The sequence below is a fragment of the Rhizobium sp. Leaf453 genome (genome assembly GCF_001425605.1).
Classification (GTDB): Bacteria; Pseudomonadota; Alphaproteobacteria; order Rhizobiales; family Rhizobiaceae; genus Pararhizobium.
Window position 1 is genome coordinate 75,567 of record NZ_LMRG01000003.1, and the last position, 25,216, is coordinate 100,782.

Sequence of the window (25,216 nt, forward strand, 5' to 3'; positions counted from 1 at the left end):
TGACGGACGGCCCGGTTCCTCCCCGGCTATCCGGTTCGTAATCTTGTCTCAGACCAGCTTGAACACCCCGATGGCGTACACGACGGAAAGAGCAAGAGCCCACCACACGTTGGGACCGACAAGTCCCAGCCATGCGAGATGAATGAAGGCGCTGCCGAGCAGCGAGACGAACAGCCGGTCTCCGCGCGTCGTCTCGAAGCGCAGGATGCCGACGCGCGGATTGCCGCCCGGGCTGGCATATTCCCAGACCGCCATCAGCGACAGCAGCAGGAAGATCGTCAGAAAGAACATGGCGCCGGGGAATGACCAGGCCATCCACCCACCTGGGATCAGCGGCGCGAACCAGTCGCGCACCCCGTCCTTGACCGGCAGTGCCAGGATGAGCAGCCCGACGATGGCGGCATAGACGACAAGGACGATGGCCAGAGCCAGCGGCCAGCGATTGGTGCGTTGAATGACAGCAGCCATGAGACCCTCCCCCTCAGACCCGGCCAAGGGCAAAACCCTTGGCGATGTAGTTGCGAACGAAATAGATGACGATGGCGCCGGGAATGATGGTCAGCACGCCGGCCGCGGCCAGCACGCCCCAGTCCATTCCCGATGCCGAGACCGTGCGCGTCATGATGGCGGCGATCGGCTTGGCATCGGTCGTCGTCAGCGTGCGGGCGATCAGGAGTTCGACCCAGGAGAACATGAAGTTGAAGAAGGCCGCGACACCGATGCCGGATGCGATCAGCGGGATATAGATCCGCAGGAAGAAGCGCGGGAACGAATAACCGTCGATATAGGCGGTTTCGTCGATCTCCTTCGGTACACCCGACATGAAGCCCTCGAGGATCCAGACCGCCAGCGGCACGTTGAACAGGCAGTGCGCCAGGGCAACCGCGATATGCGTGTCGATCAGGCCAAAGGCCGAATAAAGCTGGAAGAAGGGCAGCGCAAAAACGGCCGGCGGCGCCATGCGGTTGGTGAGCAGCCAGAAGAACAGGTGCTTGTCCCCGAGGAAACGGTAGCGCGAGAAGGCATAGGCCGCCGGAAGCGCCACCGAGACGGAGATGACCGTGTTCATCACCACATAGATGATCGAGTTGATGTAACCCTTGTACCAGGACGGATCGGTAAAGATCACAGCATAGTTGCGAAGGGTCGGTGCATGCGGATAGAGCGAGAATGTGCCGGTGATCTCGGTATTCGTCTTGAAGCTCATGTTGACGAGCCAGTAGATTGGCAGCAACAGGAAGACGATGTAGAGGGTCGGCACCAGCCAGGAGAGGCTGCGGTCGGATGTTTGCGTCGCGGTGGTCATTGTTTTTCCTCCCTCCAGCCGTCAGTTCTGCGCATCGCTATTGGTCATCACGGTGTAGAAGATCCATGAGAGCAGCAGGATGATCAGGAAGTAGATGAGGGACATGGCCGCGGCCGGTCCAAGGTCGAACTGGCCGATCGCCATCTTGACGAGATCGATCGACAGGAACGTGGTCGAATTGCCGGGGCCGCCGCCGGTGATGACAAAGGGCTCGGTGTAAATCATGAAACTGTCCATGAAGCGCAAGAGGAAGGCGATGAGCAGGACGCGCTTCATCTTCGGCAACTGGATGTAGCGGAATACGGCCCAGCGCGAGGCGCCATCAATCTTGGCAGCCTGGTAATAGGCATCCGGGATCGAGACGAGACCGGCATAGCAGAGGAGAACGACCAAGCTCGTCCAGTGCCAGACGTCCATGACGATCAGCGTCAGCCAGGCATCGAAGACATTGTTGACGTAGTTATAGGGAATGCCGAGCGCCGCCAGCGTATAACCGAGCAGACCAATATCGACACGGCCGAAGACCTGCCAGATGGTGCCGACCACGTTCCACGGAATAAGCAGCGGCAAAGACATCAGGACGAGGCAGACGGGCACGCCAAAACCCTTTTTCGGCATGTTGAGCGCGATCAGGATGCCGAGCGGAATCTCGATTGCCAGGATAATGCCGGAAAACAGCAGGTTGCGCCCGAGCGCTTCCCAGAAGCGGTCGGAATCCAGGACGTCGGAAAACCAGCCGACGCCGTTCCAGAAGAACTCGTTATTCCCGAACGTGTCCTGAACCGAATAGTTGACCACCGTCATCAGCGGGATAACTGCCGAAAAGGCGACCAGCACCAGCACCGGCAGGACCATGAACCAGGCCTTGTTGTTCCAGGTCTTTTCCATGATCAGGCCTCCCCACCAACGCGCCAGGAATCGGCGTAGATATTGATGGCATTGGGATCGAAGGTGATCTTCGGTTCCGAGGGAATTTCGCCGTCCTCATGAACGACAATGGCGATCGGGCGGTTGGCAAAGGAGGCGCGCACGATCTTCTGGCGGCCGATATCCTCGACCTTGGAGATCGTCACAGGCATGCCCTCGCGGCCGAGACGGACGAATTCCGGGCGAATGCCCAGTTCGGTCTTGGCACCGGCCGCAATCTTCGGCGCAAACGAGAGAGCGACCTTCTGACCATCGAGATCGACAGACGAGCCATCGATCTTCGCCGGCAGAACGTTCATGCCCGGTGAGCCGATGAAATAGCCGACGAAGGTGTGCTTCGGACGCTCGAACAGCTCTGCCGGCGTCCCGATCTGGACGATTTCGCCGTCATACATGACGACAACCTTGTCGGCGAAGGTCAGCGCTTCGGTCTGATCGTGCGTCACGTAGACCATCGTGAAGCCGAACTGCTTGTGCAGCCGCTTCAGTTGCGAGCGCAGCACCCATTTCATGTGCGGGTCGATAACCGTCAGCGGCTCGTCGAACAGGATGGCGCTGACATCGGAGCGGACGAGGCCGCGGCCGAGCGAGATCTTCTGCTTCTGGTCTGCGGTCAGCCCTTGCGCCTTTTTCTTCGCACGATCGGACAAGCCGATCATTTCGAGGATTTCGGTAACGCGGCGGTCGACTTCGTTTTCCGGAACACGACGGTTGCGCAGCGGGAAGGCCAGGTTGTCGTACACCGTCATCGTGTCGTAGATGACCGGAAACTGGAACACCTGCGCGATATTGCGGTCCTGCGTCGACAGGTTGGTCACGTCCTTGCCGTCGAACAGGATCTTGCCTTCCGACGGCTGCAGCAGCCCGGAAATGATGTTGAGCAGCGTGGTCTTGCCGCAGCCGGACGGGCCGAGCAGCGCATAGGCGCCGCCATCGTTCCACTCGTGATGCACTTCCTTCAGCGAGTAATCCGAAGGCTTTTTCGGGTTCGGGCCGTAGGCGTGGCGGATATGATCGAGATTTATGCGTGCCATGGTGTTCTCCTCACGCTCCCCGACCGGCTGAGCCGCCGATTGCGCGACCGTCGGCACCGAAGGCCATCAGGTGTCGCGTGTCGACGAAAAGCTCGATCGCCGTATCCGGCTCGATGTCGTGAATGCCGTGCTCCAGCATGACCCAGCGCGATCCGGCGCAATCGACATGGATGAAGCTCTCGGAGCCGGCGATTTCCGAAATGATGATCTTCGCCTTGAGCGGCGCCGCGGTCGCATGCGGACGCGTCAGGGACAGGTGATGCGGATGGAAAGCAACGGTGTAGGGACCGTCGGCAATACCTGCCAGATGCTCCGGCACCGGCAGGACGGTGATGCCCTGGCGCTCGAAAACATTTCCGGCCTTGGTCAACTCGATCGTGTTCAGCGGCGGATCGGCGAAGGTCTTGGCGGTAATGATATCGGTGGGCTTGCGATAGACCCCGATAGTCGGGCCGAACTGGCTGATGCGACCCTCGTTCAGGGTCGCCGTATTGCCGCCAAGCAACAGCGCTTCCTGCGGTTCCGTGGTCGCATAGACGAAGATCGAACCGGATGCGGCAAACAGCTTCGGCAATTCCTCGCGCAATTCCTCACGCAGCTTGTAGTCGAGGTTCGCCAACGGCTCGTCGAGCAGGACGAGGCTGGCATTCTTGACGATGGCGCGGGCAAGCGCCGTGCGCTGTTGCTGGCCGCCGGACAAGTTGAGCGGTGTACGCTCCAGATAGGGCGTCAGCTTCATCAGTTCGGCCGCCTTGCGCACCTCGCGATCTATGGTCGCTTCGTCCTTGCCGGAAATGCGCATCGGCGACGCGATGTTCTCGTAGACCGTCATCGCCGGATAGTTGATGAACTGCTGGTAGACCATCGCGACGGAGCGATCCTGCACCCGCACACCGGTCACATCCTTGCCATCGAAGGAGATCGTACCTGTCGTCGGCTTGTCGAGACCGGCCATCAGCCGCATCAGCGACGTCTTGCCGGACAGCGTCGGGCCAAGCAAAACGTTGAGCGAGCCCCGCTCCAGCACAAGGTTCGTCGGATGGATATGCGTATCCGCCCCCACGACCTTGGTTATATCTTTCAGTTCAAGCATTTCTCAGGCTTCCTCCCAGCCATCGGCAGCGCCATCGAGGCGCTGCCCTCAGGCAACGTTGCGGACAGTCTCCCGCAAGTATTCCTCCAACCCGGCGGCTTCCGCCTGGGTCAATGTCAATCCGAGCTTGGTCCGGCGCCAAAGCACGTCCTCTGCGCGCCTTGCCCATTCCTGGGCGACCAGCCACTGCACTTCGATTTCATAAAGATCGGCGCCGAACAGGCGTCCGAGATCTTCCGCCTTGCCGGCATTGCCGAGCAGGCTTGTCGCCAACGTACCATAGAGCCTTACCAATCGACGCGCATGGCGCGCAGCCAGAAACGGATAGCGGCTTGAAAGCTTGGCGACTTCGGATTCATAGGCCGTCGGCGCAAAATCGCCGCCCGGCAACACGCTTCCGGCCGTCCAAGGACGCCCCTTGGAGCCGATCGCATCGGCGATCTTTTCCAGTGCATGCTCGCCCAGCCGGCGATAGGTCGTCAGCTTGCCGCCGAACACGTTGAGCAACGGCGCCTCGCCGGCATTGCCGTCGATCTTCAGGACATAATCCCGCGTCGCCTCCTGCGCCTTCGAGGCACCGTCGTCGAACAGCGGCCGCACGCCGGAATAGGTCCAGACGACATCCGACGGCTTGACCGGTTCGGAAAAGTATTCGCTCGCCGCATTGCAGAGATAGTTGATCTCGCCTTCGGTGATCCGGATCTCCTTGGGGTCGCCGGTGAAATCATTGTCGGTCGTGCCGATCAGCGTGAAGTCGGTCTCGTAGGGGATCGCAAAGATGATGCGATTGTCCGGGTTCTGGAAGAAATAGGCGCGTGCATCGTCGAACTTCTTCTTCACGACGATATGGCTTCCCTGAACCAGACGGACATTGTGGACATTGTTCTTGCGCACGGCATTCGACAGCACGACATCGACCCAGGGGCCGGCGGCATTGACCAGCATGCGCGACTTGAAGGTGCTCACGACCCCGGTCGCCGTATCCTCGACCTTGATCACCCAGACGGAGCCTTCGCGTGTCGCCGAGGTCACGCGGCTGCGGGTCATGATATGAGCGCCCTTGAGGGCTGCATCCTTCGCATTGAGAACAACGAGGCGGGCATCATCGACCCAGCCGTCTGAATATTCGAAAGCCTTGGTAAACAGCGCCTTCAAAGGCTTGGCCGCGGGATCGCGGCGCATGTCGAGCGTGCGCGTCGCCGGCAGCAGCTTTCGGCCGCCGATATGGTCATAGAGAAAGAGACCGAGACGGATCAGCCACGCGGGGCGGATACCGCCCTTGTGGAACGGCAGCACGAAACGCATCGGCCAGATGATATGCGGCGCCATCGCCCAGAGCACTTCGCGCTCCATCAGCGATTCCCGCACGAGACGGAACTCATAATGCTCGAGATAGCGAAGCCCGCCATGGATCAGCTTGGTGGCGCGCGAGGAGGTGCCGGAGGCGAAATCGTCCATTTCCGCAAGCGCGACCGAATAGCCGCGGCCGACCGCATCCCTTGCGATCCCGCAGCCATTGATGCCGCCACCGATCACGAAAATGTCGAGTACATCCTGCGCAGGCACTGCTTTCCCTCCCCGCTTTTCGCATTGCACCATTTTGCGCATTTGCGAAAGCAAAAATAATTAAAGCGAATATCTAGCGAATGTCAAACGAATGTTTTTAGAAAATCAGCAGTGCCTGAATTCACCCTTCAGGCTGAGGTTTCAATCAGGCGAACGTCCTGTTCCTGACAGATCGAACGCACATTTTCGACCGGACAGGTATCGGTAATGAAGGTGTGGACCTGCGTTATATGGCCGATCCGCACCGGTGCGGTTCGTTCGAACTTGGTCGAGTCGGACACCAGGATGACATGGCGGGCATTGGCGATGATCGCCTGCGCTACTTTCACTTCGCGATAATCGAAATCCAGCAGCGCTCCATCATGGTCGATCGCTGACGCGCCGATGACAGCGTAGTCCACCTTGAACTGACGAATGAAATCGACGGCGGCCTCGCCGACAATGCCCCCATCCGCACCACGCACGACACCGCCGGCTATGACGACCTCAATCGAGGGGAAAACCCGCAAGCGATTGGCAACATTGATATTATTGGTGATCACCATCAGCTCTTTGTGATCGAGCAGCGCTTCGCCGACGGCTTCCGTCGTCGTGCCGATATTGATGAACAGCGACGAATTGTTCGGGATCATCGCGGCCGCGGCCTGGCCGATGGCCTGCTTCTCCGGCGCCGCAATCGACCGGCGCGCTTCGTATTTCACATTTTCGTTTCCGCGCGGGAAGATGGCGCCGCCATGAATGCGCGTCAGCACCCGCCCGTCGCACAAATCGTTGAGATCCTTGCGGATCGTCTGCGGCGTGACCGAAAAACGCAGGGCAAGTTCATCGACGAGAACACGGCCTTCCGTCTTGGCCAGTTCCAGGATTTCGGACTGTCGACCCGTCAGATACATGAATGCTCACTCCCCACCGTTTTCGTTTTTCTTCATAATATGCAAAAACGAAAGCAGTGCAATTTCATAAACGCGTCATGCCCTTCGAAAAGGAACCTGCGGGAAAATGAAAGGTCAATCGCCGCGTTTGCAATTCTGGTCGCGATGCGACAGCCTGTCGGTCGCTTGGGAGGATTTCCGATGTTTCATCCATCTTTGTTCAAGGATCTGAACGTAGTCGTCACGGGTGCCGGACGCGGTATCGGCCTTGAGGTCGCGCGCCAGTTTCTCGATTGTGGCGCCATCGTCTATCTGCATGGCGGGCGCATCGCGCGCGAGCCACTTCCGGACTTTCTCGATTCCGCATTGGTCGATGGCCGGGCCTATCTCTCCTATGCCGATTTCTCCACGGCCGGTGGCGTCGATCTGCTCGCGGAAAGCATCGGCAAGCGGCTTCAGACGATCGACGTCCTGATCAACAATGCCGGCACCATGGTGGGACGCTTCCTCGCAGGGGACCTGACGGACGCCCAATATGAAAGTGTCGTCCAACTCAACCAGACGGCTGTGGTCCAGACCACCCGGGCACTCTTGCCGTTGATCAGGCGTGGCACGCATCCGGCGATCGTCAACACCGTGTCCATTTCGGCCCTGACCGGCGGCAGCGCCGGCTCATCGATCTACTCGGCAACAAAGGCCTTCGTCTCCACCTATTCCAAGGCACTCGCACGCGAACTGGCGCCGGACGGCATCCGCGTCAATTGCGTGTCGCCGGGTACCATCACCACCGATTTCCACGATCGTTATTCCTCCGCCGAAAAGCTGGAGGCCACCCGCAAGACGATCCCGCTACAGCGGTTGGGAACGGCGGAAGATTGCGCGCCTGCCTATTTGTTCCTCGCCTCGCATGCGCTCTCCGGCTACATCACCGGCCAGGTGCTGGAAGTGAACGGCGGACAGCTGATCTGCTGAGCGCAGACAACACCGCGTTTGGGAGAGGTAGCGCATGATCGACAAGCTGGAATTCTTCATCGCGCTCGCCCAGGAACGGCATTTCGGGCGCGCCGCCGACCTTTGCGGCATCACCCAGCCGACCCTTTCGGCTGCCATCAAGCAGCTTGAAGAGCAACTCGGCGTCATGCTGGTCAATCGCGGCTCGCGTTACCAGAGCCTGACGCCGGAGGGCCAGCGCGTGCTGGAATGGGCGCGCCGCATCGTCAGCGATTCCCGCACCATGCATGAGGAGATGCGGGCCGCACGACGCGGTCTGGTCGGCCATATCCGGCTGGCCGCCGTGCCGACGACACTCGCCATGGTACCCCGCATCACCGGCCCGTTCCAGGAAAAGCATCCCGACGTCACCTTTTCCGTGCTCTCCACCACATCCCTGAAAATCCTCGGCCTTCTGGAAAATCTGGAGATCGACGCAGGCCTCACCTATCTCGAGAACGAGCCGCTTGGTCGCGTCACCAGTGTACCGCTGCAGGTAGAGCGTTATCATCTCGTCACCGCCGCCGGCAGCCCGCTGTCGGATCGCGAAACCGTGACTTGGAAGGAAATCGCCGGCATTCGGCTTTGTCTATTGACCGCCGATATGCAGAACCGGCGCATCATCAACCAGCATTTCGCCGAGGCTGGTGTCAGCGTCTCGCCAAAACTCGAATCAAATTCGATGATCGTGCTGTTTTCCCATGTGCGCACTGGACACTGGGCCAGCATCATGCCCTATAACGTCGGGAAATCGTTTGGCTTTTACGAGGACATCCGCCTCATTCCGATCGTCGAGCCGGACGCCCGCCACACGGTCGGTCTGGTCGCCACGCACCGGGAACCGTTCACGCCCCTCGTCTCCGCACTTCTGCACGAAGCCCGCACACTCGGCGAGATTCCCCCCTATTGATAGAAAATTCCTATCACTCAACGAAATACGCGTATTGACCCGATATCTGAGTGCTGACACGCTGTTCGTTAATGCGTGAAATGCAAAAACGCCGTCTTTGTCCTGTACGGGATGAGACGAGACTATCCGAAGCTCTGGAGGGGGCGGGTGATATCGGACGGTGGAACTGAGCATAGCGCGCCATATTGTTCATTTCAGTTCGGGAGGTCTGAACGTTGAACCTGCATGTATCAAGCCGGGATATCGGTGAGCGGACGCTGTCCATCATCGGCGAGTTGAAAGCGCTCGAAGGCCCGCTTCTGCCGATTCTGCACGAAATCCAGGCCGAGTTCGGTTATGTGCCGCAGGAAGCCCTGCCGATCATTGCCCGCGAACTCAACCTGTCTCGCGCCGAGGTTCACGGCGTCGTCTCGTTCTATCACGATTACCGCGATCACCCGACCGGCCGGCATGTGCTGAAGCTCTGTCGCGCCGAGGCCTGTCAGTCGATGGGCGGCGATGCGCTGGCGGAGCGGGTCAAGGCCCTGCTCGGTATCGATTTCCACCAGACGACACTGGATGGCGCCGTGACACTCGAACCTGTCTACTGTCTGGGGCTCTGTTCCACCGCACCCGCCGCCATGCTGGACGGTGAGGTGCACGGAAGGCTCGATGCGGATGCGGTAAAAGACCTCGTTGCGGAGGTGCGCGCATGACCGTCACCATTTTCGTCCCCCGCGATGCGGCAGCACTCGCTGTCGGTGCCGACAGGGTGGCCAAGGCCATCGAAAAGGAAATCGCTGCCCGTGGCATCGATGCGCGTGTGGTGCGCAATGGTTCGCGCGGCATGCTGTGGCTGGAACCGCTTGTGGAGGTGCGCACGGATCACGGCCGCATCGCCTACGGCCCGGTGAAACCATCGGACGTCGTCTCGCTCTTCGATGCCGGTTTCCTCAATGGCAGCGCCCATCCGCTCTGTCATGGGCCGACCCAGGATATCCCCTATTATGCAAGCCAGACTCGCCTCACCTTCTCCCGCTGCGGAGTGACCGATCCGCTGTCGATCGAAGACTATCGCCAATATCGCGGCCTGACCGGGCTGGAAAAGGCGATCGCTATGACGCCTGCCGATATCGTCAAGGAAGTCACCGACAGCGGCCTGCGCGGGCGCGGCGGCGCGGGCTTCCCGACCGGCATCAAGTGGAAGACGGTGATGGATGCGGCCGGGCCGCAGAAATATATCGTCTGCAACGCCGACGAAGGCGACAGTGCGACTTTTGCCGACCGGATGATCATGGAAGGCGATCCCTTCGTGCTGATCGAGGGCATGGCGATCGCCGGCATCGCGACCGGCGCGACCAAGGGCTATGTCTATATCCGTTCGGAATACCCGCATGCGATAGCGATCATGGACGAAGCGATCCGCCTCGCCCGCGCCGAAAAGATCCTCGGGCCTTCGGTGCTCGGGTCAGCCTACGCCTTCGACATGGAAGTGCGCAGCGGTGCCGGAGCTTACGTCTGCGGCGAGGAAACCTCGCTCTTGAACAGCCTGGAAGGCAAGCGCGGCATCGTGCGCGCCAAGCCGCCACTCCCCGCCCTGCAAGGTTTCCTGGGGCGGCCGACGGTCGTCAACAATGTGATGTCGCTCGCCTCCATCCCTGTCATTCTCGACCGGGGCGCGGCTTTCTACAAGGATTTCGGCATGGGCCGTTCGCGCGGCACGATCCCGATCCAGATCGCCGGCAATGTCAAACATGGCGGCCTTTACGAGATCGCCTTCGGCCTCACCCTCGGCCAGATCGTCAACGAGATCGGAGGCGGCACGGCCAGCGGACGGCCGGTCAAGGCCGTGCAGGTCGGCGGCCCGCTCGGCGCCTATTTCCCGGTCTCGCTGTTCGACACGCCGTTCGATTACGAGGCTTTCGCGGCCAAGGATGGGCTGATCGGTCATGCCGGTATCACAGTCTTCGACGACACGGTGGACATGCTGAAGCAGGCACGCTTCGCGATGGAATTCTGCGCCATCGAAAGCTGCGGCAAGTGCACCCCCTGCCGCATCGGCTCCACCCGCGGCGTCGAGACCGCCGACAAGATTGCCCAGGGGATCGAGCTGGAGAAGAACAAGGCGCTGCTCGCCGACCTCTGCAACACGATGAAATTCGGCTCGCTCTGCGCGCTGGGCGGCTTCACACCCTATCCGGTGATGAGCGCGATGAACCATTTCCCCAACGATTTCTCGCCGGCTCCGATGGTGGAGGCTGCGGAATGACGACGGACTCGGCCGAAGTCATCAAATTCGCGACTTTGTTCTCCAAGTTGAAGAACTTGGATTTAGAGCCAACCGATCTCGCTCGAATTGCCAAGAACGATGAGAGCATTCGCGAACTATGTATCGATCTACATTTCTCCGCTTCGGTGCTTAGGAACGCTGAGCGCTCTGACCGGCAGATTTTTGCAAGTCCAACAGAGCCGAAGTTCATAAAACAGTTCCGAGATTTTGAAGCCCGATTTGAACACGTTGTCGCTGAGGTTTTTTTGGCCGATCTAGACCTAGGCATATTGAGTCCGTCAGATCAGAATGATGCACTGTCGGTTCCCGCAGCGCTATCCCGCGCCCAACGACATTGGGAGATTGCCGACGACAGCGCTCTTGAGAAGGCGCAAAGTATTGAAACCGCGCTAAACTTCGCTCGTGACGAGGCCACTCAAGAACATCGCGGATTCCCAGATGGCTTTCCGGAAAGTATTGAGGACGCCGTTTTCGCTTGGAACCAGTTGCGGGGCCATACCGGCTTGAGTCTTCGCGCTACATTGCGAAGACGGCTGCTTGTTCCATTTGTGATGATCCCGCGGCATATTGATTCAAAATATGGGACAACCGAGAAATTTTCTCTCCTCCGCCTCCTTCAAGAGGTCCACGAGTGTTTCATATTTGGTCAATTTCTCGCTTCGATAGTATTGATGCGAAGTGTGATCGAACAGGTATTGAGAGATCACTATAAAGCAGGTGACGATCATACGAAGCTAAAGACTCGTATCGAACTGGCTGTCGACCTCCCGCCACAAGCAAACAAAATTGCGCTTCAAAGCTTTCGGGAGCTTTCAAATGCAGTTGTGCATTCGGATGTGAAAGAGAGTGGCCGTTTGAAAAGCAAAGACTCCATGGTCTTTGAGCTTCAAATCGTGCGCGCCATGAGCTTGGTGCAGACGCTAATCGAAGGCACGCCCCGTAACACACGCCCCAACTTTGCTTCGGCTGGGGAATAAGAGGTCTAACCATGTCCCTCATCCACGAAATCGACTACGGCACCCCCGCCTCCCGTTCCGAGAAAATGGTGACGCTGACCATCGACGGTCGCGAGATCACCGTGCCCGAAGGCACCTCGATCATGCGCGCCTCGATGGAAGCCGGCATCCAGGTGCCGAAGCTCTGCGCCACCGACATGGTTGATGCCTTCGGCTCCTGCCGCCTCTGTCTCGTGGAAATCGAAGGACGCAACGGCACGCCCGCATCCTGCACCACACCGGTCGCCCCCGGCATCAGCGTTCACACGCAGACCTCGCGCCTGAAGGATATTCGCAAGGGCGTGATGGAGCTTTATATCTCCGACCACCCGCTCGACTGTCTGACCTGCGCCGCCAATGGCGACTGCGAACTGCAGGACATGGCCGGCGCTGTCGGCCTGCGCGATGTGCGTTATGGCTATGACGGCGATAACCACGTCAAGGCGCGCAACAATGGCGACATCAACGCCAAGTGGATGCCGAAAGACGAATCCAACCCTTACTTCACCTATGACCCCTCGAAATGCATCGTCTGTTCGCGCTGCGTGCGGGCCTGCGAGGAAGTGCAGGGCACCTTCGCACTGACGATCGAAGGCCGAGGCTTTGGCAGCCGCGTATCGCCTGGCATGCACGAGGATTTCTTGTCGTCTGAATGCGTGTCCTGCGGCGCCTGCGTGCAGGCCTGTCCCACCGCGACACTGACGGAAAAGTCGGTGATCGAGATCGGCCAGCCGGAACATTCCGCCGTCACCACCTGCGCCTATTGCGGCGTCGGCTGTTCGTTCAAGGCGGAAATGCGCGGCGAGGAACTGGTGCGCATGGTGCCGTGGAAAGACGGCCAGGCCAATCGCGGCCATTCCTGCGTCAAGGGCCGCTTCGCCTATGGCTATTCGACCCACAAGGAACGCATCCTCAACCCGATGATCCGCGAGAAAGTCAGCGATCCCTGGCGCGAAGTCAGCTGGGAAGAGGCGCTGGCTTACACAGCATCCGAGTTCCGCCGCATCCAGTATCAGTACGGGCGCGAATCCGTCGGCGGCATCACCTCCTCGCGCTGCACCAATGAAGAGACCTATCTGGTGCAGAAGCTGATCCGCTCGGGCTTCGGCAACAACAATGTCGACACCTGCGCCCGCGTCTGCCATTCGCCGACCGGCTACGGGCTCGGCGCTACCTTCGGCACCTCCGCTGGCACGCAGAATTTCGATTCGGTAGAGTTTACCGACGTCGTCATCGTCATCGGCGCCAACCCGACCGATGGCCATCCGGTCTTCGCGTCTCGCCTGAAAAAGCGCCTGCGCCAGGGTGCCAAGCTGATCGTCATCGACCCGCGCCGCACCGACATGGTCTCGTCGCCGCATATCAAGGCAGCGCATCACCTGCCGCTGCTTCCCGGCACCAATGTCGCCGTGGTCACCTCGCTCGCCCATGTCATCGTCACCGAAGGCCTGTTCGACGAAAAGTTCATCCGCGAACGCTGCGACTGGTCGGAATTCGAGGACTGGGCCGCCTTCGTCGCCGAACCGCATCACAGCCCGGAAGCCGTCGAAAAGCTGTCGGGCGTTCCGGCCGAAGAAATCCGCGGTGCCGCCCGCCTGTTCGCCACCGGCGGCAACGGCGCCATCTATTACGGCCTCGGCGTCACGGAGCACAGCCAGGGGTCGACGACCGTCATCGGCATCGCCAATCTCGCCATGGCCACCGGCAATATCGGCCGTCCCGGCGTAGGCGTGAACCCGCTGCGTGGCCAGAACAACGTGCAGGGCTCCTGCGACATGGGCTCCTTCCCGCACGAGCTTCCCGGCTATCGCCACGTCTCGGACGACGCGACCCGCGATATCTTCGAAAAGCTCTGGGGCGTCACCATCTCCAACGAGCCGGGCCTGCGCATTCCCAACATGCTGGACGCCGCCGTCGATGGCTCGTTCAAGGGCATCTACATCCAGGGCGAGGACATTCTGCAGTCCGATCCGGATACCAAGCATGTCTCAGCGGGCCTCGCCGCAATGGAATGCGTCGTTGTGCAGGACCTGTTCCTCAACGAAACCGCCAACTACGCCCATGTCTTTCTGCCGGGCTCGACCTTCCTCGAAAAGGATGGCACCTTCACCAATGCCGAACGCCGCATCAACCGCGTCCGCAAGGTGATGACACCCCGCAACGGCTATGCCGACTGGGAAGTGACGCAGAACCTCGCCAAGGCGATGGGCCTGAAGTGGAACTACACGCATCCGTCCGAGATCATGGACGAGATCGCCGCCACGACCCCGAGCTTCGCGCTGGTCTCCTACGATTACCTGGAAAAGATGGGCTCGGTTCAGTGGCCCTGCAACGAAAAGGCGCCACTCGGCTCCCCGATAATGCATATCGACGGCTTCGTCCGCGGCAAGGGCAAATTCATCCGCACTGAATATGTCGCGACCGACGAGAAGACCGGACCGCGCTTCCCGCTGCTGCTAACCACCGGCCGCATTCTCTCCCAGTACAATGTCGGCGCCCAGACACGGCGCACGGACAATGTTGTCTGGCATGAGGAAGACCGGCTGGAAATCCATCCGCACGATGCAGAGGTACGCGGCGTGCGCGATGGCGACTGGGTAAAGCTGCAGAGCCGCGCCGGCGACACGACCCTGCGTGCGCTGATCACCGAACGCGTCGCCCCCGGCGTCGTCTACACCACCTTCCATCACCCGACGACACAGGCGAACGTCATCACCACCGACTTCTCCGACTGGGCAACCAACTGCCCCGAGTATAAGGTGACAGCGGTCCAGATCTCGCCCTCGAACGGCCCGTCGCAATGGCAGGTGGACTACGACGAACAAGCCCGCCAGTCCCGCCGCATCGCCGGCAAGCTGGAGGCCGCGGAGTAGGATTTGTAAGTGATGGTTCTGACTTCAGGCTCGCTCCGACGAGTACGGTTTTTCCCTTTTGCCGGGAGCTTGCGGCAGACGCGGGTTAACCCTCCCCCTTGTGGGGAGGGTCGGAGCGAAGCGGAGGGGAGGGGTTCTTTTTTGACTAAAAGAAAGTCCCCTCCCCAACCCCTCCCCACAAGGGGGAGGGGCTTAACCCAGCCGTTCCGCCTTTCCCCCTCTTCTCCCCCGCGGGGAGAAGGTGCCCCCACGGATCTTGCCTTCGGCAAGCCCGAGGACAGGCTCCGGGCGGATGAGGGGGGCCGCAGGCCAGTTTCACGTGCGCTGAGGATAGCGATTTCATTCGCTGACACGGATAAGGTGGCTTCGCCCCCCTCATCCGGCGCTTCGCGCCACCTTCTCCCCGATGGGGAGAAGAGGGAGTGTGCGGCATGACCTCCTTCAAGCTGACACAAACCGTCGCCGAGACCGCTCACCGCAACGGCAAACTCACCCCAGGTTCCCGTGTCGTTCCCGAGGAAACCCCGGTGGCCCTGTCCTATGGCGGCTCCACCCATGCGGTGATGATGGCGACACCAGGCGATTTCGAGGATTTCGCCGTTGGCTTCAGCCTGACCGAAGGGATCATCACCAACCCGTCGCAGATCGAATCCATTGAAGCGGTGCCCGATGAAAAGGGCATCGACCTGCAGATCATGTTGCGGGACGAAGAGAATGACGCATTGGTCTCCCGCCGCCGCCATATGGCCGGTCCGGTCGGCTGCGGTCTCTGCGGTATCGAATCGATCGAGCAGGCCGTGCGCAGGACGCCATCCGTCTCCGCCTCACCGCTGCGCCTCACCGAACAGCAGATCATCGAGGCAGTCGCATTATTGAACGGCCAGCAGCCGCTGCATTTCGAGACGCGTGCCGTACATGGCGCCGGCTTCTACGGGCCGGGCAAGGGCCTGATCGTCGTGCGCGAGGATGTCGGCCGCCACAATGCACTGGACAAGCTCGTGGGGGCCGCCGCCCGTGCCGGCCATCCCGGTGCCACCGGCGCCGTCGTCGTGACGAGCCGTGTCTCCGTCGAGATGGTGCAGAAGACCGCCATCATCGGCAGCCCGTTCATCATTGCCATTTCGGCGCCGACAGCGCTCGCCATTCGCACCGCGGACGAGGCCGGCATGACCCTCGTCGCGCTGGTGCGCGGCGCCGATTTCGAGATTTTCACTCACCCCGATCGCATTCAATCCGGAGCTGTCGCCAATGTCGCTTGATAACACCAATGGCAAACTCGTGCGGATGGCCAACCAGATCGCCACTTTCTTCAAGTCGCAGCCGGAAGCCGAGCGCGTCCAAGGCGTCGCGACCCATATCAACAAGTTCTGGGAGCCGCGCATGCGCAAGGCGTTCTTCGAGCTGATCGAGCAGGGCGATGCCGGGTTTGACCCGATCGTCATCTCCGCCGCCGCCATCATCAAGCGCCCTGCACCGACCCCGCACACCACCGCACACTGACCTTCGTCGTCAACGCGGTTGAACCCAGGCGCCGTCCGGGTTAAGCAACTACACCGGAAAAGATGGGCCGGTTGGTAATCCGGCCCCTGCTTTCAGCAGCTTATGGCCTTCTGGCTTCCACGGTCCAGTTTGATCGGCAACGATCAGCGGTGGACGTGGTCAAGTGCCGTGTTTCCTCGCTGGCAATCAAGGAAATCGACATGGCATCCGAAATAACATCAGCCCACACAATAGAGGGCCGCACGCTGGATCGTGCTGCGGTCGAGGCCCTCGTCAAAGTCGGGACGCCGCACAAGCTGATCGATTGCACCCTCGAGGAGGCAGACCTCTCGAGCCTGGCACTGGATGGCTGGGTGTTCGAGGGTTGCAATGTCAAGCAGGCCATCTTGACCGGCGCGAAGCTGAGCGAGACGCTCTGGTCGAACTGCAAGGGTGGCCTCGCCGACTTCACCGGCGCCGATCTCTCCGAAAGCCGGATCACGGGTTGCGACTTCAACAATGCAAACCTCCGGGGCGCCACGCTCACTGTCGCCCAAATCAAGCGCAGCAAGCTGACCGGCGCCAATCTCTCGGAAGCAAAGACGCTCAACCTGACCTTCGAGGAAACCCGGCTCGCTGATGCCCGCCTGCCGGGCCTGTCTTTCCGAAAGGCACGTTTGAATGGCCTCGATTTTCAGCTGTCGGACTTGAGGAAATCCGATTTTCGCGACGCGATCTTTCAGGATTGCAGCCTGCGCGACGCCAATCTGGACGAATGCCGGTTCGAGGGTGCCGACCTTCGCGGCGCCGACCTCGGCGGCATCCGCCTGCTGAACGCCAAGCAGTTCAAGGGCGCCACCATCTCGCGCGATCAGGCCGGCCAGTTGCTTGCCGAACTGGGCTTGAAGGTTCGGTAGCCGCGAGAGGCAGCCCTAAGGGCGCCCGACTGTCAGCTTGGCGATCTCGGCCGCAAGGCTATCCTGCGAATAGGGCTTGCCCAGCCGTGGCACCTCGATATCCGCGCCCGGCGGCAGGTCAGCATATCCGGTGGCGAGCAGAATCGGGAAATCCGGCTTCAGGGCACGCGCCGCCTTCACCAGTTCCGCACCCGTCATGCCCGGCATGGAATAATCGGTGATCATCAGGTCGAACACCTGACCGTTGTTCAGCAGTTCCAGCGCTTCCTTGCCGGAATGCGCTTCCACCACCTCGTGACCGAGATCCATCAGCATGTCGGCCGAACTCATGGCGATCAGCACATCGTCATCGACCAGCAGGATCCTCTTCGGCCCGGCATCATGGCCATTCAAAGGTTCGGGTTCCACCACTTGCTCGACCACAAAATCCTCCGTCGCAACCGGCACCCAGAGCGCGGCCGTTGTACCGGCTCCGACAGTGCTCGTCAGCTTGAGCGCGCCCTTGAGCTGCAAGGCGAGCCCGTGGATCATCGAAAGCCCGAGACCGGTGCCCTTGCCCAGTTCCTTCGTCGAAAAGAACGGCTCGATCGCCTTCTGCAGGGTTTCGGCATCCATCCCGTGTCCCCGGTCGATGACCGAAAGGACCACATAACGTCCCTTTGCGAGGTCGTCGTCGGGTGTCGTCTGCATCGCTTCCTTCAGTTCGATCCGCAGCGCGCCGCCGTTGGGCATCGCATCGCGGGCATTGACCGCCAGATTGAGCAGTGCAAGTTCAATCTGGTTGGAATCGGCAACCACGGGCGGAAGCGTCGCGGGGATCATTGTCTCGACCATGATTTCGGGACCGACCGAGCGCTTGAGAAGGTCCTCCATATCGACGACCAGTTTGGCCATATCAACGGAGCCCATATGCAAGTCCTGCCGACGCGCGAAGGCCAGAAGCCGCTGCGTCAGCGATGCCCCGCGTTTTGCACCCTGTAGCGCGCCCTCGATCAGCCGCACGGATTTGGCGTCGCCGTCCAGCCGTTTACGCAACAGTTCGAGATTACCCAGCACCGCCATCAGCAGGTTGTTGAAATCGTGGGCGACCCCACCGGTCAGCTGGCCGATCGCCTCCATCTTCTGCGCCTGCCGCAACTGCTCCTCGGCGCGTTCACGTTGGGCAACCTCCGCCATCACGGTCGCATGCGCCGCTTCCAACTCGGCGGTGCGGGCGGCGACCCGAACTTCGAGAATTTCGTTCTGCTGCCGCTGATGCTCCTCGGCCCGCATGCGGGCAGTGATATCGGCGGAGACACCGACCAGCTTGACCGCACGGTTCTTGCGATCCCGGTAGAGCTGCGCCCGGATTTCCGCCCAATGAACCGATCCATCCTCCCAGATGAGGCGATATTCGATCGAATAATCGGCGCCGGTCTCGATCGTATTCATCACCGCCGCCTGCATCCGCTCCAAATCGTCAGGATGAATCAGGGAAAGCAGGTGATCGTAGGTCAGATCATCTTCCGGGCCTCGCCCAAAGATGCTGCGGCAGGTGACGGATGTCGTCAGCGCATAGGTTGCCAGATCGAGTTCCCACGCGCCCAGCCGCCCTGCCTCCAGCGCCGTCTGTAGCCGCCGTTCGCCCTCATCCAGCGCCTCGATACGCAGCCGGGCTTCATACTGGCGCCGCCGTCCGCGAAGCGCGGTCTTGGCGACGCTGACAAAGGTTGTCGCGTGAAAGGGCCGCTCCAGGAAGCTAGCATTTCCAAGCACTTCCGACAGGCGCGCGGCAGCAGGGTTGCGCTCCGGGCCACCACCACGCTGCGTCAGGATGATGAACGGCATATCCGACCAGCTGGGCTGGGTGGCGATCCAGGCCGAAAGCGCGCGAAGATCGGCCGAGCGCAAGGCTTCCTCGGTGACGACAGCAAAGGCGATGTTTTCTTCCAGGCCGGCAACGAAGTTGTCGAGATCATCGGCAAGCTGCGAACGCATGCCGACCTCCGCCAGCAACGAAGCCGCAATCTGCGCGTCCCGTCCCACAGGTGCATGGATCAGCGCTATGGCGTCTCTGTTAGGAATCTTTGCCGTCCCCGTCCGAGAAATTGAGCAAGGCCTGCCCCTCGTTCACCAGCGTCGGCACGCCGCGAAGAATGCCCTGAAAGCCCGACAGCGGCGGTCCGAGCGTCAGCCCGGCATCGCCGATATGGAACTCGCGAATCGTGTCTTCGTGCCTGCCGGTTCTCTTCTTGATGACGGAGATCGCGCGGCGTACCTTGCCGAGCGCCTCGAAGTACCGCAACAGGATAACGATATCGGCAAGATAAGTGACGTCCACCGGCGACTTCATATCTCCGACAAGGCCATGCTGGGCGACGGTGAGAAATGTGTTGGCACCCTGGCGGTTGAGATATTGCAGCAGTTCATGCATGTGCAGGATCAGCGCATTTTCTTCCGGCATGGATGCCTGATAGCCATTGATGCTGTCGATGATCACGGTCTTGGCATCGAATGTCGATACCCGATCCCGGACACGCTGTGCGAACTCTCCAGGCGACAATTCGGCCGCGTCGAGTTGCTCGATATGGATTGCTCCCTCATCCCGCATGCGCTCAAGATCGATACCCAGCGGCTTCATCCGATCATAGAGCAGCCCGAGTTCCTCGTCGAAGATGAAGATCGCCGATCTTTCCCCTCGTTTTGCTGCGGCAACAACGAACTGCAAGGCAAACAGGCTCTTGCCGGTACCGGCCGGTCCGATCAGCAGTGTGCTTGATCCTCGCTCAACGCCCCCGCCCAGCAAGCCATCGAACTCGGCAATGCCGGTTCCTAACGTACTGCGCGCAAAATCGGTGCGGTGCTCCAGCGCACGCAGCCGCGGAAATACCGCCACGCCGCCGGTCTTGATCACGAAATCATGATACCCGCCACGAAACGCCTGACCGCGATATTTGACGACCCGCATGCGACGACGCTCCGACCCGTAATCGGGCGCAAGCTGCTCAAGATGCACGACACCGTGGACGACACTGTGAACCGTCTTGTCGAGATTGTCCGACGTCATATCATCCAGAAGCACGACAGTCGCGCCGGATTTGGCGAAGAAATGCTTGAGCGCCAGGATCTGGCGCCGATAACGGAGCGAACTCTGCGCCAGCAACCGGATTTCCGAAAGACTGTCGATCACCAGACGGCTGGGTTTCAATCTCTCGAAGGCTTCGAAGATCAGCTTCGTGGTTTCGCCGAGTTCAAGGTCGGATGAGTAGAGCAGGCTTTGCTGCTGGTCGGCATCGAGCAGACTTTCCGGCGGCACAAGCTCGAAAATCTCGATGGACTCGCCCACCGTCATCCCATGAGAGGCGGCACTCTCCTGTAATTCGTCCTCCGTCTCGGACAAGGTAATGTAGAGACATCGCTCACCCAGATTTGCACCTTCGATCAGGAATTGCAGGGCAATCGTGGTCTTGCCCGTTCCGGGCGATCCTTCCAGCAGGAAAACGTGACCGCGTGACAAGCCGCCGGACAGCACATCGTCCAGCCCAGCGACCCCCGTCATTGCTTTGGATTCATTCCCGTTTACCATGCGCGCTCCTTCGTTGAACGAAAACATAGGGCTGCCGCAAAAAACGGCAACAGCTCCGCCTCATCGCCGAAGGAAGATTCAGTCGTCTTTTCGGCGTTTCCGGCGAGCGGATCAGCGGCTGATGCGTGTCGACAGGATGATCGACGACAGCGTCTTCTCCACCCCGTCGATTTCGCCGATCCGGTCGATCACCAGATCAAGCTCGCTGATGGAGCTGGCCGCGACAATGGCGATCAAATCGAAGCTGCCGCTGACCGAATGCAGGGTGCGGACATCCTCGATATCGTGCAGTTCCTGGGTCACCCGCCCGAGCGCCTTGGCTGCGAGGGTAATCAGCACATGCGCCTTGACCAGACCCTTCTCAAAGTCATCCGATAGCCGCACGCCGTAGCCGGCAATCACTCCGTCCCGCTCCAACCGCTCGATCTTTGCCTGCACCGTCGTGCGCGACAATCCCAGCTTTCGTGCCAGAAGCGCAGTCGGCATGCGGGCATTCTCGCTGAGGATGGCGAGAAGCTGCCTGTCCTTGTCTACTAACGTCATTCTGCAAAACTCCATCGGCGTTATGCCGATATTTTGACGGCATTTTTAACAGATCAGCGCTTCATATCAACTGTGGAACGGTGAAGAATTGGGCTCTGACATTCATTCGAGGGGAACCACCATGAAAAACATCGTCGTCATCGGCGCCGGCAAGATCGGCTCCACCATTGCGCGGCTTCTCGCCCATTCCGGCGACTATCAGGTCACCCTTGCCGATCGCAGCGCCGAGCAACTGGCCTTGATCGAGAAGCACGACGCGATTTCGGTCGCGGAAATCGACATTTCCGACAGCGCCGCCATGGTCGCGCTCCTGACAGGCAAGTTCGCCGTTCTCAGCGCCGCCCCGTATCACCTGACGATCGCGATTGCCGAAGCCGCCTCGAAGGCCGGCGTCCACTATCTCGACCTCACCGAGGATGTCGAATCCACCCGCCGCGTCAAGGAAATCGCTGAAACCGCACAAACCGCCTTCATTCCGCAGTGCGGCCTCGCACCGGGCTTCATCTCGATCGTCGCCAATGATCTCGCCAGCCGTTTCGACACGCTCGACAGTGTGCGCATGCGCGTCGGCGCCCTGCCGCAGTACCCGTCCAATGCTCTGAACTATAACCTGACCTGGAGCACCGACGGCGTTATCAACGAATATATCGAGCCCTGCGAAGCCATCGTCGAAGGCCAGTTGATCGAAGTCCCGGCTCTGGAAGAGCGCGAGGAATTCTCGCTCGACGGTGTCACCTACGAGGCCTTCAACACGTCGGGCGGTCTCGGCACGCTGTGCGAAACCCTCAAGGGCAAAGTGCGCACGCTGAACTACCGCACCATTCGCTATCCCGGCCATGCCGCGATCATGAAGGCGCTGCTGAACGACCTGGGTCTGCGTCATCGTCGCGAAGTGCTCAAAGACATCTTCGAGAACTCGCTGCCCTCGACCATGCAGGACGTCGTTATCATTTTCGTGACCGTCTCCGGCCGCAAGGAAGGCCGTCTGGTGCAGGAAACCTACGCCAACAAGGTTTACAGCGCCGTCGTCGCCGGCCGCATGATGAGCGCCATCCAGATTACCACGGCCACCAGCATCTGCGCCGTTCTCGACATGCTGGCCAAGGGTGAACTGCCGGCCAAGGGCTTCATCCGGCAGGAAGAAATCAGCCTCGACGCGTTCCTCAAGAGCCGCTTCGGCCACCACTACGAACAGCGCGCATACGCGGACAAAATGGCAAGCTGACCTGCGGGGAAACGCAGAAAAACAAGACCATAAGCCGCAACGCCCGGGATCGGAAGATCCCGGGCGTTTTGCTTTGTCAGCTATTAGCGGCAAACGCGATAACGATGATATTGATCACGCCGCTGATTGTGAAAATCAAACACATAATCAGAAGCAAACGAATATGGAGCCGCCCCAAGCGACTGATCATGTATCCGTACACTGCTTCATCGAGTAATCGTCCCTCGGGATCATCTTGCGAAAAGGCCTTTTTCCTGGCCGCAGCCAAGCTGGGAGCGAGAAAAAAATAGAAGGCAGATGGCGGTACGAAGAGCCCGAAGACGATCGCCATTCCCAAAAGCGCATAACCAGTGATCGGCAACATGAGATGACCAGAAACGGTGAGCGGACTTCACTTAAAGACGAGTGCGAGCCTGTATCCACAAAATGCGCTGCTTACCCATCATACTCAATCTGCCTCTGATCGCGGTCGCCTTGGATTACGTCCGCCCGAACTCATCATCCAGCCGGATGATATCGTCATCCTCAAGATACGAACCCGTCTGCACCTCGATCAGTTCCAGCGGTATCTTGCCGGGGTTGGTCAGACGGTGAACGACGCCCTGCGGGATATAGACCGACTCGTTTTCATGCAGCAGCCGCGTTTGGCCGTCGATGGTGATTTCGGCCGTGCCGCGCACGACGATCCAGTGTTCTGAACGATGGTGATGCTTCTGCAGCGAGATCTTGCGGCCCGGCGTCACATGCAGGCGCTTGACCTCGAACCGTTCGCCGCTGAGAACCGATGCCACGGCGCCCCAAGGGCGATAGGAGGTCGGATGGTTTTCCGTCAGCCCCTTGGTCTTCGCTGACTGCGCCAGCTGCTTGACGATCTTGCCGACATCCTGGCTGTCCTCCAGCCGGCCGACGTAAACGGCGTCTTCGCTGGCGATGACGGCGATATCGTCCAGCCCCTGCACCGCGAGATGGATATCGCGCGACAGGACCAGAGAATTGCGCGTGTTGGACACGGTCGCCTTCTGCCCGACGACATTGCCGTCTGCGTCCTTCTCGCCGATCGCCCAGACCGAATCCCAGCTGCCGAGGTCCGACCAGCTAAAGGATGACGGCACGACGGCGGCATGCGGCGTGTTTTCGAAAACGGCATAATCGACCGAAATATTCGGTGCCTGCGAGAAGGCAGCCTCGTCCAGCCGATCGAAATCAAGATCGCGCTGGGAGGCCTGGATAGCACGTTGCGCCGCATCGTAAACGGCAGGGGCGTAGCGCAGGATTTCGGCGAGGAACTGCCCGACCGGCAGCATGAACATGCCGGAATTCCACAGATAGTTTCCGCTCGCCAAGAGTTCTTCGGCCCGCTCCCGGTTCGGCTTCTCGACAAAGCGCGCGACCGTATTCGCGCCGGTCTCCAGCGTCTCTCCTTTCTCGATATAGCCATAGCCTGTCGCGGGTTCGGTCGGCTGGATCCCGAAGGTCACCAATTTACCGGCCTTGGCGGTCTCCCGGGCGATGTGGATGCAATCGAAATAGTGCTCACCGGCATCGATCTCATGGTCGGAGGCGAGAACCTGCATGATCGCGTCATCGCCATGATCGCGAAGCACGACGAAGGCCGCGGCGGCAAGCGCAGGAGCCGTATTGCGGGCAATCGGCTCCAGCAGGATGCTCGACAGCTCCGCATCCAGCGCACGCGCCTGCTCCGCGACGATGAAGCGGAATTCGGCATTGGTGACGATGACGGCCGGCGTGTACCATTCACGATCTGAGACGCGTTCCAGCGTCTTCTGGAACAGCGAGTGATCACCGAGAAACTGGAGAAACTGCTTGGGCGAAGCCGAGCGCGACAACGGCCACAGCCGCGTACCCTTGCCGCCGGCCATGATGACCGGCACGATCTTGGAAGACATGCGCATCCTCTATGCTTGTCGGGCCAAATTCGCCCAAAAATATCAAAAAAACCTGCAATAGACGCAAGATAGCGGAAAAATATGTCGTGTAAATTTATTTCGCAGTTGCGAGATTTTATCGATTCAAAGCGTTAACGGCGCAAAGCCACTTGGAATCGCCATCGCGCCGCTATCCGCAGGCAATAAAAAAACCCCGCCGAAGCGGGGTTTGAAATAGCAGCGGTCGCTTTCCGTTCAAGCGGCGACGACAATGCCGTTCAACTGAGTCAGTTCAGCAAGGAACTGCTCTAGGCGCGTCTTGTACTCGTCGCCATGCGACCCTTCCGCCAATTCTGCCTTGGTCGCCTCGATGCGCTTGTCGATTGCGCTGCGGTCCAGTTCACTGACCGGAACAGCGGATTCGGCCAGCAGCGTGCAACCGGTCGGCAGGATATCGGCGAAACCGCCGAACACGACGTAGCGCGTGACCTTGCCGTCGGCAGCCTTCACGGTAACAATACCCGGCTTGATCGTCGTCATCGTCGGGGCATGATTGGCCATGACGGTCATTTCGCCTTCCGTTGCCGGAATGACGACTTCGCTGACGCGCTCGGAAAGCAGCAGGCGTTCCGGAGAAACGAGTTCGAAATTGAAATCAGCCATGATCATTCGCTTCTTTTGGAGCTACCGGAAACATCATCCCGGCAGAAAATTCCGTTCGGAGCGGCCGGAACCCTTCCAGCCGCAGCGATTGACAACCGGGGCG

Annotated in this window: 23 protein-coding genes; 10 read left to right on the plus strand and 13 right to left on the minus strand. The window is 60.1% G+C overall.

Features of this window, described 5'->3' with window-relative positions; genetic code table 11:
• Nucleotides 1-48 precede the first annotated feature (48 nt).
• From ASG68_RS30235 to ASG68_RS06040, 7 genes are all read right to left on the minus strand, one after another.
• On the minus strand, nt 49-468 hold the full coding sequence (locus ASG68_RS30235) for a DUF2160 domain-containing protein (protein ID WP_082478559.1): 420 nt from the start codon (nt 466-468) through the stop codon (nt 49-51).
• Between the two features lie 13 nt (nt 469-481).
• Entirely contained in the window at nt 482-1,306 is an 825-nt protein-coding gene (locus ASG68_RS06015) for a carbohydrate ABC transporter permease (protein WP_062577575.1), read from the minus strand.
• A gap of 21 nt (nt 1,307-1,327) precedes the next feature.
• Nucleotides 1,328-2,194, minus strand: coding sequence for a carbohydrate ABC transporter permease (locus tag ASG68_RS06020; RefSeq protein ID WP_062577577.1), 867 nt, complete (start codon nt 2,192-2,194; stop codon nt 1,328-1,330).
• A 2-nt stretch (nt 2,195-2,196) separates the two neighbouring features.
• The gene (locus ASG68_RS06025) at nt 2,197-3,267 is read right to left on the minus strand and encodes an ABC transporter ATP-binding protein (protein ID WP_062577579.1); all 1,071 of its coding nucleotides are present in this window, start codon (nt 3,265-3,267) and stop codon (nt 2,197-2,199) included.
• A gap of 10 nt (nt 3,268-3,277) precedes the next feature.
• Complete coding sequence (locus ASG68_RS06030; RefSeq protein WP_062577580.1) at nt 3,278-4,360, minus strand: ABC transporter ATP-binding protein; 1,083 nt, start codon at nt 4,358-4,360, stop codon at nt 3,278-3,280.
• Between the two features lie 48 nt (nt 4,361-4,408).
• Complete coding sequence (glpD, locus tag ASG68_RS06035; protein WP_062577582.1) at nt 4,409-5,959, minus strand: glycerol-3-phosphate dehydrogenase; 1,551 nt, start codon at nt 5,957-5,959, stop codon at nt 4,409-4,411.
• 95 nt (nt 5,960-6,054) lie between these two features.
• Nucleotides 6,055-6,819 carry a DeoR/GlpR family DNA-binding transcription regulator gene (locus ASG68_RS06040; protein WP_062577584.1) on the minus strand — a complete coding sequence of 255 codons (765 nt, stop codon included), beginning with the start codon at nt 6,817-6,819 and terminating at the stop codon, nt 6,055-6,057.
• 180 nt (nt 6,820-6,999) lie between these two features.
• On the opposite strand from ASG68_RS06040, the gene ASG68_RS06045 reads away from it, so the two are divergent.
• The 9 genes from ASG68_RS06045 to ASG68_RS06085 all read left to right on the plus strand — a co-directional run bounded on the left by ASG68_RS06045 (nt 7,000) and on the right by ASG68_RS06085 (nt 17,231).
• On the plus strand, nt 7,000-7,770 hold the full coding sequence (locus tag ASG68_RS06045) for an SDR family NAD(P)-dependent oxidoreductase (RefSeq protein WP_062577586.1): 771 nt from the start codon (nt 7,000-7,002) through the stop codon (nt 7,768-7,770).
• A gap of 34 nt (nt 7,771-7,804) precedes the next feature.
• Nucleotides 7,805-8,698: a LysR family transcriptional regulator gene (locus tag ASG68_RS06050; protein ID WP_062577587.1), complete on the plus strand. Its 894-nt coding sequence runs from the start codon at nt 7,805-7,807 to the stop codon at nt 8,696-8,698.
• A 215-nt stretch (nt 8,699-8,913) separates the two neighbouring features.
• The gene (locus ASG68_RS06055) at nt 8,914-9,393 is read left to right on the plus strand and encodes a formate dehydrogenase subunit gamma (RefSeq protein ID WP_062577589.1); all 480 of its coding nucleotides are present in this window, start codon (nt 8,914-8,916) and stop codon (nt 9,391-9,393) included.
• The gene (locus tag ASG68_RS06060; protein WP_062577592.1) at nt 9,390-10,946 is read left to right on the plus strand and encodes a formate dehydrogenase beta subunit; all 1,557 of its coding nucleotides are present in this window, start codon (nt 9,390-9,392) and stop codon (nt 10,944-10,946) included. The genes ASG68_RS06055 and ASG68_RS06060 overlap by 4 nt, the downstream gene beginning before the upstream one ends.
• Entirely contained in the window at nt 10,943-11,944 is a 1,002-nt protein-coding gene (locus ASG68_RS06065) for a DUF4145 domain-containing protein (protein WP_062577594.1), read from the plus strand. Before ASG68_RS06060 ends, ASG68_RS06065 begins: the two co-directional genes overlap by 4 nt.
• 11 nt (nt 11,945-11,955) lie before the next feature.
• Nucleotides 11,956-14,835 carry a formate dehydrogenase subunit alpha gene (gene fdhF, locus ASG68_RS06070; RefSeq protein WP_062577597.1) on the plus strand — a complete coding sequence of 960 codons (2,880 nt, stop codon included), beginning with the start codon at nt 11,956-11,958 and terminating at the stop codon, nt 14,833-14,835.
• Between the two features lie 431 nt (nt 14,836-15,266).
• Entirely contained in the window at nt 15,267-16,094 is an 828-nt protein-coding gene (fdhD, locus tag ASG68_RS06075) for a formate dehydrogenase accessory sulfurtransferase FdhD (protein WP_062577599.1), read from the plus strand.
• Nucleotides 16,084-16,335: a formate dehydrogenase subunit delta gene (locus ASG68_RS06080; protein ID WP_062577601.1), complete on the plus strand. Its 252-nt coding sequence runs from the start codon at nt 16,084-16,086 to the stop codon at nt 16,333-16,335. The genes fdhD and ASG68_RS06080 overlap by 11 nt, the downstream gene beginning before the upstream one ends.
• A gap of 200 nt (nt 16,336-16,535) precedes the next feature.
• Nucleotides 16,536-17,231, plus strand: a complete 696-nt coding sequence (locus ASG68_RS06085) for a pentapeptide repeat-containing protein (protein WP_062577745.1) — start codon at nt 16,536-16,538, stop codon at nt 17,229-17,231.
• 15 nt (nt 17,232-17,246) lie between these two features.
• Here the strand turns inward: ASG68_RS06085 and ASG68_RS06090 are convergent, their stop codons facing one another.
• The 3 genes from ASG68_RS06090 to ASG68_RS06100 all read right to left on the minus strand — a co-directional run bounded on the left by ASG68_RS06090 (nt 17,247) and on the right by ASG68_RS06100 (nt 21,339).
• Nucleotides 17,247-19,208, minus strand: coding sequence for a hybrid sensor histidine kinase/response regulator (locus ASG68_RS06090; protein WP_162243609.1), 1,962 nt, complete (start codon nt 19,206-19,208; stop codon nt 17,247-17,249).
• A 79-nt stretch (nt 19,209-19,287) separates the two neighbouring features.
• The gene (locus ASG68_RS06095; RefSeq protein WP_062577747.1) at nt 19,288-20,796 is read right to left on the minus strand and encodes an ATPase domain-containing protein; all 1,509 of its coding nucleotides are present in this window, start codon (nt 20,794-20,796) and stop codon (nt 19,288-19,290) included.
• A gap of 111 nt (nt 20,797-20,907) precedes the next feature.
• Nucleotides 20,908-21,339 carry an Lrp/AsnC family transcriptional regulator gene (locus tag ASG68_RS06100; RefSeq protein ID WP_062577605.1) on the minus strand — a complete coding sequence of 144 codons (432 nt, stop codon included), beginning with the start codon at nt 21,337-21,339 and terminating at the stop codon, nt 20,908-20,910.
• A 121-nt stretch (nt 21,340-21,460) separates the two neighbouring features.
• Between ASG68_RS06100 and ASG68_RS06105 the strand changes: the two genes are divergently transcribed.
• The gene (locus ASG68_RS06105) at nt 21,461-22,564 is read left to right on the plus strand and encodes a saccharopine dehydrogenase family protein (protein ID WP_062577607.1); all 1,104 of its coding nucleotides are present in this window, start codon (nt 21,461-21,463) and stop codon (nt 22,562-22,564) included.
• Between the two features lie 76 nt (nt 22,565-22,640).
• On the opposite strand, the gene ASG68_RS06110 is transcribed toward ASG68_RS06105, so the two are convergent.
• From ASG68_RS06110 to ASG68_RS06120, 3 genes are all read right to left on the minus strand, one after another.
• On the minus strand, nt 22,641-22,928 hold the full coding sequence (locus ASG68_RS06110; RefSeq protein WP_062577610.1) for a hypothetical protein: 288 nt from the start codon (nt 22,926-22,928) through the stop codon (nt 22,641-22,643).
• Between the two features lie 115 nt (nt 22,929-23,043).
• Nucleotides 23,044-24,471, minus strand: a complete 1,428-nt coding sequence (locus tag ASG68_RS06115) for a mannose-1-phosphate guanylyltransferase/mannose-6-phosphate isomerase (protein WP_062577749.1) — start codon at nt 24,469-24,471, stop codon at nt 23,044-23,046.
• A gap of 234 nt (nt 24,472-24,705) precedes the next feature.
• Nucleotides 24,706-25,113 carry a F0F1 ATP synthase subunit epsilon gene (locus ASG68_RS06120; RefSeq protein WP_062577751.1) on the minus strand — a complete coding sequence of 136 codons (408 nt, stop codon included), beginning with the start codon at nt 25,111-25,113 and terminating at the stop codon, nt 24,706-24,708.
• Between the last annotated feature and the right edge of the window lie 103 nt (nt 25,114-25,216).

Excerpts from the sequence above, each read along its gene's own strand:
- ASG68_RS30235 (WP_082478559.1), bottom strand. The coding sequence starts at position 468 with ATGGCTGCTGTCATTCAACGCACCAATCGCTGGCCGCTGGCTCTGGCC.
- ASG68_RS06015 (WP_062577575.1), bottom strand. The coding sequence starts at position 1,306 with ATGACCACCGCGACGCAAACATCCGACCGCAGCCTCTCCTGGCTGGTG.
- ASG68_RS06020 (WP_062577577.1), bottom strand. The coding sequence starts at position 2,194 with ATGGAAAAGACCTGGAACAACAAGGCCTGGTTCATGGTCCTGCCGGTG.
- ASG68_RS06025 (WP_062577579.1), bottom strand. The coding sequence starts at position 3,267 with ATGGCACGCATAAATCTCGATCATATCCGCCACGCCTACGGCCCGAAC.
- ASG68_RS06030 (WP_062577580.1), bottom strand. The coding sequence starts at position 4,360 with ATGCTTGAACTGAAAGATATAACCAAGGTCGTGGGGGCGGATACGCAT.
- glpD (WP_062577582.1), bottom strand. The coding sequence starts at position 5,959 with ATGGTGCAATGCGAAAAGCGGGGAGGGAAAGCAGTGCCTGCGCAGGAT.
- ASG68_RS06040 (WP_062577584.1), bottom strand. The coding sequence starts at position 6,819 with ATGTATCTGACGGGTCGACAGTCCGAAATCCTGGAACTGGCCAAGACG.
- ASG68_RS06045 (WP_062577586.1), top strand. The coding sequence starts at position 7,000 with ATGTTTCATCCATCTTTGTTCAAGGATCTGAACGTAGTCGTCACGGGT.
- ASG68_RS06050 (WP_062577587.1), top strand. The coding sequence starts at position 7,805 with ATGATCGACAAGCTGGAATTCTTCATCGCGCTCGCCCAGGAACGGCAT.
- ASG68_RS06060 (WP_062577592.1), top strand. The coding sequence starts at position 9,390 with ATGACCGTCACCATTTTCGTCCCCCGCGATGCGGCAGCACTCGCTGTC.
- ASG68_RS06065 (WP_062577594.1), top strand. The coding sequence starts at position 10,943 with ATGACGACGGACTCGGCCGAAGTCATCAAATTCGCGACTTTGTTCTCC.
- fdhF (WP_062577597.1), top strand. The coding sequence starts at position 11,956 with ATGTCCCTCATCCACGAAATCGACTACGGCACCCCCGCCTCCCGTTCC.
- fdhD (WP_062577599.1), top strand. The coding sequence starts at position 15,267 with ATGACCTCCTTCAAGCTGACACAAACCGTCGCCGAGACCGCTCACCGC.
- ASG68_RS06080 (WP_062577601.1), top strand. The coding sequence starts at position 16,084 with ATGTCGCTTGATAACACCAATGGCAAACTCGTGCGGATGGCCAACCAG.
- ASG68_RS06085 (WP_062577745.1), top strand. The coding sequence starts at position 16,536 with ATGGCATCCGAAATAACATCAGCCCACACAATAGAGGGCCGCACGCTG.
- ASG68_RS06090 (WP_162243609.1), bottom strand. The coding sequence starts at position 19,208 with ATGCGTTCGCAGCTTGCCGATGATCTCGACAACTTCGTTGCCGGCCTG.
- ASG68_RS06095 (WP_062577747.1), bottom strand. The coding sequence starts at position 20,796 with ATGGTAAACGGGAATGAATCCAAAGCAATGACGGGGGTCGCTGGGCTG.
- ASG68_RS06100 (WP_062577605.1), bottom strand. The coding sequence starts at position 21,339 with ATGACGTTAGTAGACAAGGACAGGCAGCTTCTCGCCATCCTCAGCGAG.
- ASG68_RS06105 (WP_062577607.1), top strand. The coding sequence starts at position 21,461 with ATGAAAAACATCGTCGTCATCGGCGCCGGCAAGATCGGCTCCACCATT.
- ASG68_RS06110 (WP_062577610.1), bottom strand. The coding sequence starts at position 22,928 with ATGTTGCCGATCACTGGTTATGCGCTTTTGGGAATGGCGATCGTCTTC.
- ASG68_RS06115 (WP_062577749.1), bottom strand. The coding sequence starts at position 24,471 with ATGTCTTCCAAGATCGTGCCGGTCATCATGGCCGGCGGCAAGGGTACG.
- ASG68_RS06120 (WP_062577751.1), bottom strand. The coding sequence starts at position 25,113 with ATGGCTGATTTCAATTTCGAACTCGTTTCTCCGGAACGCCTGCTGCTT.